The sequence below is a fragment of the Asticcacaulis sp. DW145 genome (genome assembly GCF_037101385.1).
Taxonomy (GTDB): Bacteria; Pseudomonadota; Alphaproteobacteria; order Caulobacterales; family Caulobacteraceae; genus Asticcacaulis; species Asticcacaulis currens.
In genome coordinates this window covers 405,078-418,886 of record NZ_AP029025.1, presented here as the reverse complement: position 1 = coordinate 418,886, position 13,809 = coordinate 405,078, and the positions used below count along the sequence as shown (strand labels likewise).

At 62.5% G+C, this 13,809-nt stretch carries 10 protein-coding genes; 5 read left to right on the top strand and 5 right to left on the bottom strand.

From position 1 onward, the window contains the following. Positions 1-65: 65 nt before the first annotated feature. The 3 genes from AACH73_RS13105 to AACH73_RS13095 form a co-directional block, all read right to left on the bottom strand. Positions 66-1,256 (bottom strand): DUF932 domain-containing protein, encoded by a 1,191-nt coding sequence (locus tag AACH73_RS13105; RefSeq protein ID WP_338736213.1) that lies wholly within the window; start codon positions 1,254-1,256, stop codon positions 66-68. A gap of 429 nt (positions 1,257-1,685) precedes the next feature. Then, positions 1,686-1,994: a DUF736 domain-containing protein gene (locus tag AACH73_RS13100; RefSeq protein WP_013479928.1), complete on the bottom strand. Its 309-nt coding sequence runs from the start codon at positions 1,992-1,994 to the stop codon at positions 1,686-1,688. Positions 1,995-2,306: 312 nt separating this feature from the next. Next, on the bottom strand, positions 2,307-4,358 hold the full coding sequence (locus tag AACH73_RS13095) for a ParB/RepB/Spo0J family partition protein (RefSeq protein WP_338736212.1): 2,052 nt from the start codon (positions 4,356-4,358) through the stop codon (positions 2,307-2,309). A gap of 325 nt (positions 4,359-4,683) precedes the next feature. Here AACH73_RS13095 and AACH73_RS13090 point away from each other — a divergent pair, with 325 nt between their 5' ends. The 5 genes from AACH73_RS13090 (at position 4,684) to AACH73_RS13070 (ending at position 9,028) form a co-directional block, all read left to right on the top strand. Further along, positions 4,684-5,013, top strand: coding sequence for a hypothetical protein (locus AACH73_RS13090; protein ID WP_338736211.1), 330 nt, complete (start codon positions 4,684-4,686; stop codon positions 5,011-5,013). Positions 5,014-5,184: 171 nt separating this feature from the next. Further along, the gene (locus AACH73_RS13085) at positions 5,185-5,796 is read left to right on the top strand and encodes a GntR family transcriptional regulator (RefSeq protein WP_338736210.1); all 612 of its coding nucleotides are present in this window, start codon (positions 5,185-5,187) and stop codon (positions 5,794-5,796) included. Positions 5,797-5,935: 139 nt separating this feature from the next. Then, positions 5,936-6,088: a hypothetical protein gene (locus tag AACH73_RS13080; protein ID WP_338736363.1), complete on the top strand. Its 153-nt coding sequence runs from the start codon at positions 5,936-5,938 to the stop codon at positions 6,086-6,088. A 449-nt stretch (positions 6,089-6,537) separates the two neighbouring features. Continuing rightward, the gene (locus tag AACH73_RS13075) at positions 6,538-7,206 is read left to right on the top strand and encodes a lasso peptide biosynthesis B2 protein (protein WP_338736209.1); all 669 of its coding nucleotides are present in this window, start codon (positions 6,538-6,540) and stop codon (positions 7,204-7,206) included. A gap of 1 nt (position 7,207) precedes the next feature. Further along, positions 7,208-9,028 carry an asparagine synthase-related protein gene (locus tag AACH73_RS13070; RefSeq protein ID WP_338736208.1) on the top strand — a complete coding sequence of 607 codons (1,821 nt, stop codon included), beginning with the start codon at positions 7,208-7,210 and terminating at the stop codon, positions 9,026-9,028. Positions 9,029-9,037: 9 nt separating this feature from the next. Here the strand turns inward: AACH73_RS13070 and AACH73_RS13065 are convergent, their stop codons facing one another. Both AACH73_RS13065 and AACH73_RS13060 read right to left on the bottom strand, forming a co-directional pair. After that, complete coding sequence (locus AACH73_RS13065) at positions 9,038-11,125, bottom strand: Atxe2 family lasso peptide isopeptidase (RefSeq protein WP_338736207.1); 2,088 nt, start codon at positions 11,123-11,125, stop codon at positions 9,038-9,040. A gap of 3 nt (positions 11,126-11,128) precedes the next feature. Continuing rightward, positions 11,129-13,681 (bottom strand): TonB-dependent receptor, encoded by a 2,553-nt coding sequence (locus tag AACH73_RS13060; protein ID WP_338736206.1) that lies wholly within the window; start codon positions 13,679-13,681, stop codon positions 11,129-11,131. Positions 13,682-13,809 lie beyond the last annotated feature (128 nt).

Below are 13,809 nucleotides of genomic sequence, written 5' to 3'. Positions count from 1 at the left end.
CACCCGCGGGACCCGGCCAAAAGAGAGGGACCGCGCGGCCTGAAAGACCGCGCGGCGGGGGCGCGTCAGAGGACCGCGGCCATCAGTTTTCGGGCCTTGGTTTCGAGGTCCAGACGGGCGTCCTGATGCGGTTTTGATCGCGCCAGAGCGGTCAGGCCTTGCACAAAATCGAAGACACTTTCGGGCTTTTTGCCCTCTTCATTGAGCACGGTTTCAATGATTTTGGCGGTTTCGGGTTTGGAGAAGCCGCGCTTTTTCAGGAAGTCTTCGCGGTCTTCATCGGTTTTGGCGACCACGGTTTCGCGCGCGGCCCTGATGCCTTCAATAAAGGCTGCGGGCGAGGAATTGGCAAACTCCGTGAGCGCCGGGGCGGCCTCCCAGGCAAAGCGGCTGGCGGCATTTTTGCTGTGGCGAATGCTGATTTCCTGAAAGTTTTCGACACCCCAGAGATTGCGGTTCTGGCACACGGCGCGCAGATAAAACGAGGCAATCCCGAGCGTTTTTGAGCCCACTTCGGAATTCCACGCATAAAAGCCCCGGAAATATAGATCGGGCTCGCCATTGGGCAGACGCCCGGCTTCGATGGGGTGGGTGTCGTCGACGAGGAACAAAAACACGTCACGATCTGAGGCGTAAAGCGTCGTGGTTTCCTTCGTCACATCGACAAACGGATTGTGGGTCATCGTGCCCCAGTCCAGCACGCCGGGGACCTTCCAGCGCGTATCGCCCAGACCATTTCCGGCGATCTTTTGCACGGCCTGCACCAGTTCATAATCCCAGATGCGACCATAGTCGGGGCCAGTGACGGCCCGCAATTCAAGTCCGCCCGTGTCGGTCTCAAGCGTTTTGATCAGTTCGGCGCGGTGGTTCAACAGACCATGCTGCAAGTTGATGGCGGCCAGAGGAGCGGGAAGCTGACGCAGATAGCCGGATGGTGCGCCGACCAGCCCGCACAACTGCCCAAATGACCAGTGGGTGGGGGCTGTCGGGGTGTCACGTCCGGGGCAGACCAACCGCAGGCTCTCAACGTCATCGCGCTCGGCGATAACGCGCACGGCGTCTGAGGCGACAGTGCGCACATGGGCGGTGTCGCGGCGCTGGCGAGTATGGGCAAAGAGGTCATCGAGACTGAGAAACCGCTGATCCTCAGGCCGTGAAAACCACTGACCGGAGACGCGGCTATTGACGGTGCCGCGATAGGGATTGACCTTGAAGGCTTGGGTGACGGGGGCTTCACTGGGGGTATCATTCATCATGGAAAAATCTCCTTTGGGCTTGGGTTGCAGCGCCTTTACCGCGCTGAAACCCTGCCCCTCGGCGAGAGCGGGGTCGCAACGGTCAGGGGCGATGGCGGCGGTGGGGGATCACCCAACCTGCACGCAGGCGAAGCCAAGGAAGGTTGGGGAGACCGCTGCCATCGGGACCGAAGGGACACCCCCTTGACCGGCGCGAGGGCGGAGCCCTTAGCTCTTTTCCTAAACAGCGCCCTCACGCCCTTGTGTGTGGTAACAGCGCCCGCCTTCCGTTAGCGTCATCCCTGTCACCGGGCTCATCCCCCCCCCCTCGATTCCGGTGACCCGAGCGGCTCCCGGGACCGGGGCCGCTCCCTCCTTCCTTATCTTTGACAGCACAAAAAAGGCCCCGCCGCGTGTGCGGCGAGGCCGATTGAGACCGATTGGGGTCAGCTACTGGCTGCGCGGACGCGACCAGAGGAGGTTGAAGGTGTCGGGGTCTTCGCCTTCAAACAGGCTCGCATAGATCGGATGCGGGAAGGAGGGATCATCGAGCTTGATCGAGATGTAGGCGCGGCTGTTTTCGGCGGTGCGTTTCCAGCCGGCGCCGACTTCGGCGGCACCGCTATAGACGCGGTAGTCGGGGGCGTTTTCGGAGCCGCCTTCGGTTTCAACGAGCCTGGCTTTGAAGTTCAGCGAGACGGTCTTGATGGTGCCGGTAAAGCCGGTGTCAGATTTTACAAACGTGCCGATGATGGACATAGGGGTGTTCCTTTCTGAGGTCGAGGCCGCGCCAATCGCGACCGCGATGGGGTCGCTGCGAACGGGGCCGGACCGCGCGCACCCGCAGGGCCGAAGGACGGGCGGCGGGGCGCTTTTTTGCCTCGCGATGCAAAGCGCGAAGCGCGGCGGAAAAAAGCCCCCGGAGCCCGTTGCGCGCCCAAGGTCCGGTTGCGTTCAGACCTCCATCGTCGCGGTCGCCCTTGCGTCGGCCCGCCTCAGACGGGACACCCCGCTCCCCTCTGTGACGGGCACAAATCAAAACCGGGACCGCTGACGCGGCCCCGATCTCCCCTACTCCGCCGCTTCGGGCAGGTCAGGCGTTGGCTCCGACAGCGGCAAGGCCAGTGGCGCCTGCGCCGTCTCTTCAGGTGGTGCGGGTGTGCGCAGGCAAGCGGGCAGCCAGCCCGTGCCCAGCACGAGTTGTTCGGCGGCTTCGGCCATTTCCGGTTTTTTCAGCCTGTGGAGGCGACTGGCCGCCTCATCCCCTACGGCTTCACGCACCGCTGCTAGGATTTGCCCCTTGGTCACGCGGCTGAAATAGCTGCGCGCCGTGGGGGTCCAGTGGTCGGTCATGTTCAGCCGCAGATCACGCGCCATCATGAGCGAGGCCACATAGGGGGCCGCAGGCATATAGGCCTGCCGCACGGCAAAGACCGTCAGGGCCGTACAATGGGCCATCAATGAGCCGAGCGTTTCGGCGTTGAGCGTCAGAAGATGGGGCCACAGATCGGCGGGGTTGTCGGGCAGGCCCGCCGCCCATGCTTCGTGACGAGCGGCGAGCGCGGCGGCGGTCGGGCTGTCGTCTAAGCCTTCGGCGAAGCTTTCAATCGACGCGCTGCGCGCGGTGATATCGAGACAGGTGACGCTGCGCTGACGATAGAAGGTATCGAGCGCCAGCTTATGAACGAGATAGCGGGCGGCGAGTTCCGGCTGTTCGGCCAGTGTATAGCGCAGCGCCAACGTCCAGTGGGTGGTCAGGTCCCGCAACAGAAGATCGGACAGGGACACGGTTTCGGAGGCGTCTTCGGTATCCTCGGTGTGCAGGCCAGCCCCTTCGGCCTCCTCTTCGCCTTCCCCGTCTTCCGGCGCATCGTCCGGGTAAGCGCCGAGGTCTTCGACTTCCGTCTCGGGGGTCTCGGGTTCGGGCCGCGCGTCCTCGGGGCGGATCAGCCCCCGATGAATGGCCGCGCCGCCGTCGCTCAACAGGGTGACGAAGACACCGCCGCGGGCGATGTCTTCCGGATCATAGACGTCCTGCGGGGTCTCAAGGGCGGCGATTTCGGCTTCGAGGACGCCTGCGGCCTGATCGATCTCGTCGGGCAGTTCGTCGGCCCCCTCAAACGGGGCTAGCAGGTCTTCGAGGGCCTGTTGCTTCGTTTCAATCTGCTCTGCGGCCTCCGGTGACAGGGGCACGGTTTGCGGATAGACGCGCCCCCAACCGTGCGCATAGGGGTAGTCGAGGGCGGCGGCGGCCCATTTCCAGCCCTCGGCGGTCTGGGTTTCGGTGGCCAATGCCGTTAAGCGGTCGAGGACCAGCTGGTCGAGCAGGCCTGCATCGGTGAAATAGCCGCCGCCTTCTTCGGTAAAGAGGTCGCGGGCGATGAGGCCGCCTGCGGCTTCGTAGGCGTCTGCGCCGATAAAGCGGGCACGGCGATCCTGTGAGGGGACCTGTCCTTCGGTGAGGAGGCGGCGGATATGGTAAGGATCGGCGTAACTGCCCTTAAGGCGGTCAAAAACGGCTTCCTGACGGGCATGGTCGGCATTGACGGTATAGGCCATCAGTTGCGTCAGGGTGAGTTTTTCATCTCGGAGGGCCTGCAGGAGAACGGGCGAGACCGCGCCAAGGCGCAGGCGCTGCTTGACGACGTGTTCAGAGACGCCGAAGCGGGCGGCGATATCGGCCGCGTCCATGCCCCGATCGATGTTCAGGGCGCGGAAGGCTTCGTACTGATCGGCGGGGGTCATGGCCTCGCGGGTGACGTTTTCATCGAGACTGACCTCGTGGGCGTCGTCGGTGTCACGGATGACGCAGGGGATCAGGGTGTCACGGGGGATTTCGGCATCTTTGGCGCGGGCGATCTGAGCGAGCCTGCGCCCTTCGCCCGCGGTGACGTAATAGAAGCCGGTTTCAACGCCGTCCTCGCCACGCTCGGGCCTGACGATCAGGTTTTGCAGGAGCCCCTTGGCGGCAATACTGGCGCGAAGGGCAGCGAGAGCGGCAGCGCTGTGCGGGGTCTTGCGGGCATTGTCCAGGGATTTGAGGAGGCGATCCAAGGGGATCAGGGTGTGGGCGACGCCGGGCGCTACGAGGCCAGAGGCGGATTTGAGGGCCGGTTTAGACATGATCTGTTCCTTTCTAGGCTTGGGTTTCAGCGGGCACAACGCCGCGCTGAAACCCTGGCCGTCGCCGAGACCGGGGTAGCAGAGGTCAAGGCCGTTCTGGCGGAGGGGTATCCCCCGGCTGCACGGACGTGACCTCTTCGCCCAAGGGCTCAGATGACCGGAGGAAGACGGGGAGACCGCCAGAAGGGTTCTTGACCGGCGCGAGGGCGGAGCCCTTAGCCCTCCTCCACAGACCCAGAGGATACCTAATAGTCTTACGGCTCTGGGTTGAAACCTTCACCCGTTCGTGTCAGTCTCAAGCCGATCCCATCTTAAGCGCGCGCCCATGACCGATGTCCCGCCCCAGTCCCCACGCGGCTCCCTCCACGAGGAGGCGGAGGTGACGGTGGCGACAGAGCGGCTGTTCAGTGAGGTGGTGAACGGCATGGAAAATCCGTGGCTATCGGGTCAGATGGCGCGGATGAACGAGATCATGCGGCAGGTCCGGCCCTATGAGGCGGCGCTGATACCGGACCGGGCGCAGGAGCTGGAGGCTTTAGCCAAAGCCTGGGCGGATCGGGACATAGAGCGGCTCCAAACCCTGCTTCAGGCCTATTTTGAGCGGCGAAAGGCGCTGGTCCCAGAGCTTGTGAAGCTGATCAACCGGCCTCAGTAACGGTAAAGGGCCGTTGAGGCCGCTCTATGACATATTGATGACAGAGCGCATTTCCACTACCTTGGCGCGCAACCACAACTCAAATGCCCTAAGCTCAGCCACGCTCTAAGGACGGGCACTGGTTATCCGCATAAGGTTTTTCAGCTCACAGCTTATGAAGGGAGCGGGCGTATGCCCACGCAGGACTCGGTTGTTGAGACACTCTATCTGGAGGTGAAGCGAGAGCTTCTGTCCGGGCGTGTCCTGCCGGGCGAGCGGATCAATATCAAGGCCTTGTGTGAGCAGTACCATGTCAGCAAATCGCCGATCCGCAATATATTGAACCGGCTCGTTGGCGAGGGCCTTCTGGCGGCGCAGGCCCATGACGGGTTTTACCGGCCGAGGGTGACGGTTCAGTCGTTGCGGGAACTCTATAACTGGGAGCAGGACATTGTGCTGCTGGCGTTACGTGACGGGGCCATACCCTCCGCGCCACCGCCGGATCTTGCGCTCGCTACCGCAACCGAAGACAGCATCGAAGCGGTTCTCAGACTGATCGCTGAAGGCAGCGGCAATAGAGTGTATCGGACCGCACTTGCCAATGTGTCGGCGCATCTGGGGGCCATCCGCCGCAGCTCTCCGTCCCAAGCCTTTGACGTCGAGGCGGAACTCAACAGTCTGCTTGAGGCCCTGAAAGAGCCCAATACCGACGCGCTGCGCCGACGATTGAAACGCTACTACCAACGACGCCTGTCGAGACTGTCGGATATTGTGGCCGACGCCTATCGCGGCCGCCCCCAATAGCGCAGAGCGCACACCGCCGTCACCCACTGAACATTCGGGGTATCCCGGAAGTATCCCCGCCAGAACACTCGCCTCACGGGCGTAGGCTGAAGGGGCCATGCACCGCATGGCTTTTCCAACCTCAAACCTACAGGAGTGTATGATGACCAAGCGTACGACCATCGCCACCCGCCGCGTGGGACTGATCGATCTCGGCAAGGCTACCCGCCAGACCAAGGGTCTGACGCAAATCCAGGCGCTCGACAGCGTGTCTGGCCAGTTCCGCGACCAGCTCGGTCTGTCGGCAGACTAAGCTTCGGGTGCGCGCTCCCACGGCGCGCGCCCTCTTCTCCTTCCCATTGTCAGCGACACCGACCCCCGGCTTCGCCGCGATGGGATCTCACATCCACGCTGAGCCTTCGGGCGCAAACTCAGGAGACTTGGTATGCTTACAGTCTTTCGCCGCAAAGCGGTACGCACGTCTCTGGCCGACCTCGGTCGGGCCACGACACAGACGAAGGGGCCGACACCTATGGTAGGCCTCGATAGCGTTAGCGGCCAGTATTGGGATCAGCATGCGCCTTTGGCGGACTGACCCTCGGGCGCGTGTCCCGGCGACACGCGCCAATGCCTGACCCGCAAACACACAAGGCCGTCTCGCAAGCGAACCCAACGACCTTAGCCGTTCGCTCCGTCGCACCGGCCCCAAATATCAACGACGTTGCGAGAACGGCTTCCCTACAGAGACGACTGGACTGACAGATGGGCTACGATCTGGCCACCGGCCTCAGCTATTGCTTTGTCGATGGTCGCGTTGTTTTTTTCGACCAGACACACAACCGCTATTTTGCCTCTACACCGGCCAGCGCTGACGCCCTCTCGCGGCTCGTGGCTGGCGACGTGCTGTCTGCCGCAGATGAGGCCGAACTCGCGGCGCTCGTGGAGGCCCGCGTGATGCGGCCCCGGGCTCAACCGGGTCTGTCACCCCCACCTATCCATTACAGCCTCCCGACGCGAACCGTGCCTGCGATCGACCTACCGGTGGCGGTCACTTGCGGACTGAGCGTCTTTTCGACACGAATGGCCGTGACCCTGGCCCTTCGACTGCTGCCGCTTAACCTGAATCTGTCCGGGCTCGCCAGCCGCAAGCGGCGCTGCGCACATCGCACGCTGGCCCCAAGAGGTGCCCCCTCCCCGACACTAATACATGGCTTTCTGGGTACGCGGCATCTGCTCTCCATGAGTGACAAATGTCTGCCGACCTCTCTGGCGCTATGCCATTTTTTGCTTTCGCACGGCTATGAAACGGATCTCGTGATCGGCGTGCGTCTGCGGCCCTTCGCGGCCCATGCCTGGGTGCAGCGAGGTGAGATGCTTCTCAGTGATGTGCTTGACAATGTTCGCCCATTCACGCCCATCGCGGTGATCTGACATGGCCTTCCGGTACATCGCCGTTGTCTATACGGACCCCAACCCCTTCACAGAGCGTCCACCAGCCTTTGTGGCCCCTGACCTGAGTCTCCAGTTCCACACAAACAGACTGGCCGTCTGGGCGAATGCCCCAGCCATTGTCTTTCAGCACCAAGACCAGGCGGGGGTGATCTTGGGCACCCTTTTTGAGCGGGCGACGCCCACGCAAGTGGTGGAGACCCTCACCCAGTCCTCCTCCGAACGGATTCTCGCCTCGGCGGGCAGAGACCTGTTTGATGACTACTGGGGTGGCTATATCGCCCTGCTGAGCCTGCGCGGGGACACCCGAATTGAGGTTCTCCGTGACCCGTCAGGCGCCCTCCCCTGCCTTTTTTTTGCTACCCCCCATGCGGTCTGGCTGGCATCTGATATTGATATTCTTGTGTCTATAAGCGGCCTTGCCCCCCAGATCGATTACACGGGTCTGGCGAGGCACCTGTTTGCCGCGGACCTGCGCTCGCCACGAACGGCGTTGGTCGGCGTACGCGACCTGCTGGCCGGTCAGTGTCTGCGCTTGCCTGAACGTCAGATTACCGACCTCTGGTCCCCGTGGGCGCATGCCCTGCACGTCGATGACCGGCCGCGAGATCAGCTGGCCGAAGACCTCAAACACACACTTGAGGGCTGTGTTTCCGGTTGGGCGAGCCGGTTTCAGCACGTCTGGCTGTCCCTCTCCGGCGGTCTGGACTCCTCGATACTCGCCTGCGCCTTGGGGCGAAGCCCAACCCACACGACCTGCGTCACCTTGTCGACGGCTGATCCTGATGGCGATGAACGCACCTATGCGAGGCTGGCCGCCAGCTCGCAAGGACTTGCTCTGCAGGAGGAGGTCCATAGCTTCGCGGACATAGATATCGAGCGATCCACCTCTGCACATCTGCCCCGGCCTTCCCAGTACCCGTTCGCACAAAGCGCCAATCGCCTGAAATGGGCGGCATCGCAACAGTTTGGCGTTGACGCTTATTTTTCGGGCGTGGGAGGGGACAATGTGTTTTGCCATCTGCGCTCTGCCTCACCGCTGGTCGATCGCTTTCGGGCACGGGGACACTGGTCGGATCTGTGGGCGACTTTGACGGATATCTGCCGTCTGACCGGATGCAGCTATGGCGAGGCCCTGCGCCACGCGGCGAGACGCCAGCTGCGGGCCTCACCGAGGTACGACTGGCGCGGCGTAGCTGGCTTTTTGTCGAAGGCGGCAATCGACGAGATCGGCGACACGCTTTATCACCCGTGGCTGGAGGCCCCGTCGCAGGCCCTGCCGGGCAAGGCCGCGCACATCGCGCACCTCACCCGCATCCAGGGTACGATCGATGGTTTCCCAAGGCACTGGCCACCAGACATTAATCCGCTCTTGTCGCAGCCGCTCGTCGAGTTGTGTCTGGGGATACCGACCTGGCGGTGGTGCGAGGGCGGCCGGGATCGCTCGGTCGCGCGACGGGCTTTTGAAGCCGATCTGCCCGAGGCGGTCATCCACCGCACCTCCAAAGGCACCCCGAATGTGTTCGCGTTTGAGATTGTGGAACGCAACCGGGCGCGTTTACGAGCGCTCTTGCGCGACGGCCATCTGGCGCGGGCCGGTCCGATCGACGTGGAGGCAGTTGATCGCGTGCTTACACCGGCGCACGTGATGACGGCACCGGATCATATTCTGCTTCTGGGATTGAGCGAAGCTGAGGCTTGGATCACCCATTGGCAAAGCGTTGGGCATACGACAAAGCCCCCGCGCCAGGAGGACACCCCCAGAAATGAGACCCCGCCCGACTCCCGGGCGGGGCCACCCTAGCCACCCGCCCTAAGGCGCCGGAGTGGGGCTTGGGGATCTGTCTTTAAGGGCGCGCAGGTCTCGCCAACGCGCGTACTGCGCGGCCTTTTCGGGTGACGGATCGGTTTGATCCATCAACCAGAAGCGAAACCAGTCTATGGTCCGTTTGTAGACGGCGTTTCGATGCGCCGGCTGCCATTTGACATGATGTTCGTTCGGGTAAACGATCAGTTCGACGGGTTTCCCGGCCCGGGTCAGGGCGGCGACACCCGGGAGCGCGCCCAGATACTCCTCATCCGCGGACTGGATCAGCAACGGCGTATGGATGCGATCGGCATTGACGACAAAGGACGTTGAGCGCCAAAAGGGCCCGTCATCGGCCTGATCGGTCTCTATACCGTAGGCTTGCAGGGCTTTGGAGAGACGCGGCCCGTTCATGACCGAAGCCGTGAAGCTGTCGGTGCAACAGCTACTCGTGACGGCTGCGGCAAAGCGATCACTGTTGATCAGTCCGAAGTGCACGGTTGTGGCCCCGTCACTCAAGCCGGTCAGACCGACGCGCGCGGGATCGATCAGGCCACGCTTATCCAGCTCATCGATCAGGTCTTCCAAAGTGTGCAGGATGTTCCAGCGGCTGCGCCAGTCGGTATAGTCAGCCTTGGACTGAGCGATGGGCGAGGTAAATCGCTGAGACGAGGCCTCGCTGCGAGGACTATGGAAGCTCAGGACGGCAAACCCCGCTGTGGCGAGCGGCAGGATCGGGTTCTCGTCGCCGGTTCCGCCCCGCAAAAAACCCCGTGAGCTGTATTGCACGATCACGAGGGGCAACCGGGTGCCGGGCTTATAATCGGGCGGCAGGACCAGATCACTGAACACCTCAATCCCGTTGCGATTTTTGATCGTCAGACGTTCGACCTTTGGCAGGCGATAACGCACCCAGTCGGGGTTGGGGTCATAGAGCGGCGACATCTGGCCGGAGGTCAGATCGAGGTTTACCAAACGGCGGGGCTGAAGGGCGGCCTCCTGTGCGCAGATCAGGTGCGTTGACTGACGCTCACAGCCCTGAAGGAGGCCGGTCGAGTGCCAAATCCGGACCGGTTTGAGCCCGTCAGCGGGCATGCGGTAAAGTGCCATCTCATTATTGGCCCAGCCTTCGCGACGGAGAAAATAAAGACTATTGCCGGTCGCATCCCCCCATATCCGGGTAATGTTCTGGCAGGCCTCTTCGACGCAACGCACGGGCTCAGCATCCCTGCGTTGCGCCGTGAGTGTGGTCGGCGCGTTGATGTTCTCAGGATCGATTCTGCCGACACTGAACGCTGTGCGACCGACCACCGCACGCAGGGGGTCTGGCTTCTCGGAAAGCTTGGCAACCTCTTCAGGGGTAGCGGCGCGGCGCGTACCGGCCTGCAGGTCCATCACCTGATAGACGACCGGGATCGGCTCCAGGACACGCGGCCGCGACCCCGTTAGGGGGTGAAACCGCCCATCAAACACCCAGCCCTGTCGCCCTTCACGTTCGATGTCGGCCTCAGCCTCGACGAAGCCCGGTCGACCCGCATAGACGAGCCTAGTGTCGTCCAGCCATTGCACGTCCTCGATGTCATAGGTCTCCTCAATGACAGGCGTTGCCCCCTCCCCTTTGATGCCTGCGCGCCAGACACGCACGCGCCCCTGGTCCTGACGCAGATAGGCCAGATGCGTGCCCGAGGGCGACCACCGCGGCTGGATGGTGAGATTTGCGCCTGACGGTGCGTTTCGGGCATACCCCCAACTGGGTATCGTCCAGAAGAGATACTCACCGCCGACATCGACGACGATGGGGTCTGCGGCGGCGTCGATCGCTTTGATGACCATGCGAAACGTGTAGCGGTTCGCTACGGGATCGGCTTGCCGGACCTGAAACGCGATATAGCGACCATCCGGCGAGAGGCTGAGGAGCGGTGTGGATTCACTGGCGCTCATCGTGCCGATGTCCACCAGACGGACCAGAACGTCGGCGGTGACAGGGGGCGCCTCCTGCGCCGCCGCGAACGCGACGGGCGGGAGGCAACCCAATGCCGCCAGCAGTGCCCCGACGCTGATCGCGCCGGGACACCAGAATTTAGACGACCTCATCGCTCACCACGCCTTCACAACGGTCAGGCTGATCGAGCGTCCGATGATTGAGGCGTTGGTGCTATCAAAATCGACCCCCGGAAAGTCCCGACTGGGGCTGGCCGCATAGGGCGGGCGCCGGTCCAGCAGATTGATGGCCGACAGGGCGATCCGGGTGCCGCGCAGATAGTCTGAGCGCGATGGGAAGGTGTAGGCCAGTTGCGCATCAAGCGTCGTCCACGACCCGATGGGTTGGGCGGGGGTCACCCCCACATCGGTACTCCCGGAGACGTAGTTGGCGGTGGCGTTTGCCGACCATCCATTGCTTTGCCAGGTAAGGCCTGCCCTGCCCTTGACCTCGGGCGCGCGGAAGATCAGCCCCGAAATCACCGTTTCGGGGGTAGTGGGCAGGGTTTGCTGGCGTACCTCAATATGGGAGACGTTGGCGAAGGTGCCGATCTCGCCGATGTCTGTGTCGAAGGTCTGCCCATAGGAGACATCAACGCCCTCGGCCGTTTGGGAGGTGGCGTTTGTGTATTGATTGCGCACGATCGCGCGGACCGTCGACGGGTCATAGGTCACGCGGGCATAGTTGAGGAAGGTAACCGCTGATCCGACCAGCGCCTGAACCTCGCTCAGGGTGGGGTTATACTGCACAAATGGCGCATAGAGGGGCGACGACAGAGACTGGCTATAGACGGCAATCGGCAAAACCACCCGATCAGTGTAATCGATCGAGAAGGCGTTCAGCCCGAGCCGCAAGCGATTGAAGCGAGACGTCTGGTAATCGATACCGACGGTCTTCGAGGTGGAGCGCTCAGGGGTCAGATCGTAGTTGCCTCCGAGCGAGACCAGCGCCTGTTGGGCACCGGTGCCACCGACAAAGGGCAGATTGACGTAGTAAACCTGGCGAGCCTGATAGGTCTGCAAAAAGGACGGGGCTTTGAAGGACTTGCCCCAGGAGGCACGCAGGGTGAGATCAGCCATAGGCACATAGCGCAGTCCGATCTTGGGGGTGCTGGTCGCGCCGAAGTCGCTATAGTGTTCGTTGCGTGCTGAGACGTTCAGTTCCAGCGCCTGAAGGCCGGGCCGATCAGGGTTGGCAGCCACAAGGGGCACCAGCGCTTCCCCAAATATGAAGCGTACGTCACGCGTCTTGTTGAAGTACGCCACATCGTTGGGGTCGAGATTTCGGAAGCGTTCTTTGCGATAGCCACCGCCCAGGGCCACCTTGACGTCGCCGGTCGGCAGCGTAAAGGCCCGTCCGTTTAAGGTGGCCTCAAGCCCTTCGCTCCGAGAGCGATAGTTTGTGCGGAAGAAGGTCGCCGCCGTTTCGTATTTGCCGTCGGAGATAAAGCGGCTCGACGCATTGAGGGCGGCTACGCGCAGTTGCCAGGACGAGCCCAATTCTGTCTCAAGCGCCAGCGCGACAGAATGGGCGGGTGTACGTGCGCGAGAAACATAGGCCGGATAGCCAACGAACTGGGACAGTTTCGCAAGGGCGGTGCGTTCGCTGACGAGTGCATCGAGGGTGATTTCGGTACGCGCTCCGGCGAAGAGGCCCCCGGACAGATAGAGGGAGTTGCGATCCTGGGGGCGCTGCAGGGTGGTTGTCGGCGTACCCGCGAGGTTTCGCTGACCAAAGGTGATGGCTTCCTGTTCGGAGCGCTCGAGATTGGCGAGGAGATAGCCCCGGTCACCTGCCCAGCCGGAGAGGACGGAATAGGTCCGTTCGGCCCCACCGCCTTGCGTGGTCCCGCCGAGACGCAGGCTTGTGGTGGTGCCGGAATAGTTTTTACGCAGGATGAAGTTGACGACACCCGCCACGGCATCGGAGCCATAAAGGGCGGAGGCGCCATCGGGCACCACATCTACGCGCTGGATTGCCAATAGTGGGATACCGGAGATGTCCGAGGCCTGGAAATAGGTGTCGTAGGCCAGACGGTGGCCGTTGACGAGAACAAGGGAGGCATCGGTGCCGAGACCGCGCAGGTTGACGGTCGAGGCGTTGGAATGATTCACCTGATCGGGCCCACCGGCGCCGGTGCCGATGATACCAGGGTTCTGTCCGCCGGAGAAGTTCTCGGGCAGTGAGCGGATCAGATCGCCGATCTGACCGTACCCGGAATTATCGATGTCCTTGCGGGTTAGGGTCCGAACGGGCGAAGTGGGATTGGCCCCGCGAATGTGGGTGCCGGTCACGATGACCTCGACCGCTTCGTCAGCCGCCGCGGCCGCTGAGTTTTTCACCACCCGAAGCGAAATGGTCTTCTCATCCTGCCGGGCCACCTCAAGATTTGTGCCGGCCAGGATCAGTTTCAGGGCGTCTTCGCGCGTATATTCGCCCTTGATCGCTGGCACACGCCCTACATCGGCGGCCTCATAAGGAAACAGGATCTGCAGCCCGGCCTGCTCAGCAAAATCGTTCAGGGCCTTGGCGGCACTCTCTGAAGGAATGTCGAGTTTGTACTTAGGCGCCTGCGCAAAGGCGGGCGCAGCGCAGACGAGTGCGGCAGCCAATGCGACGGCTGCCAGAGAGACTGACGTGCGGTAGTTTCGGTTCGTGACAGGTGTCATGTTTTTCCCCTAGCCCACGCCACGAGCGGCGTGTCAGGCGATGGCGTCCTGTCACAAATCCGTCTCCACACCTTCAATCACTTTATTTCCAGTCTTTGCGTAACCTGGGTATGACTGCCTCATAAACC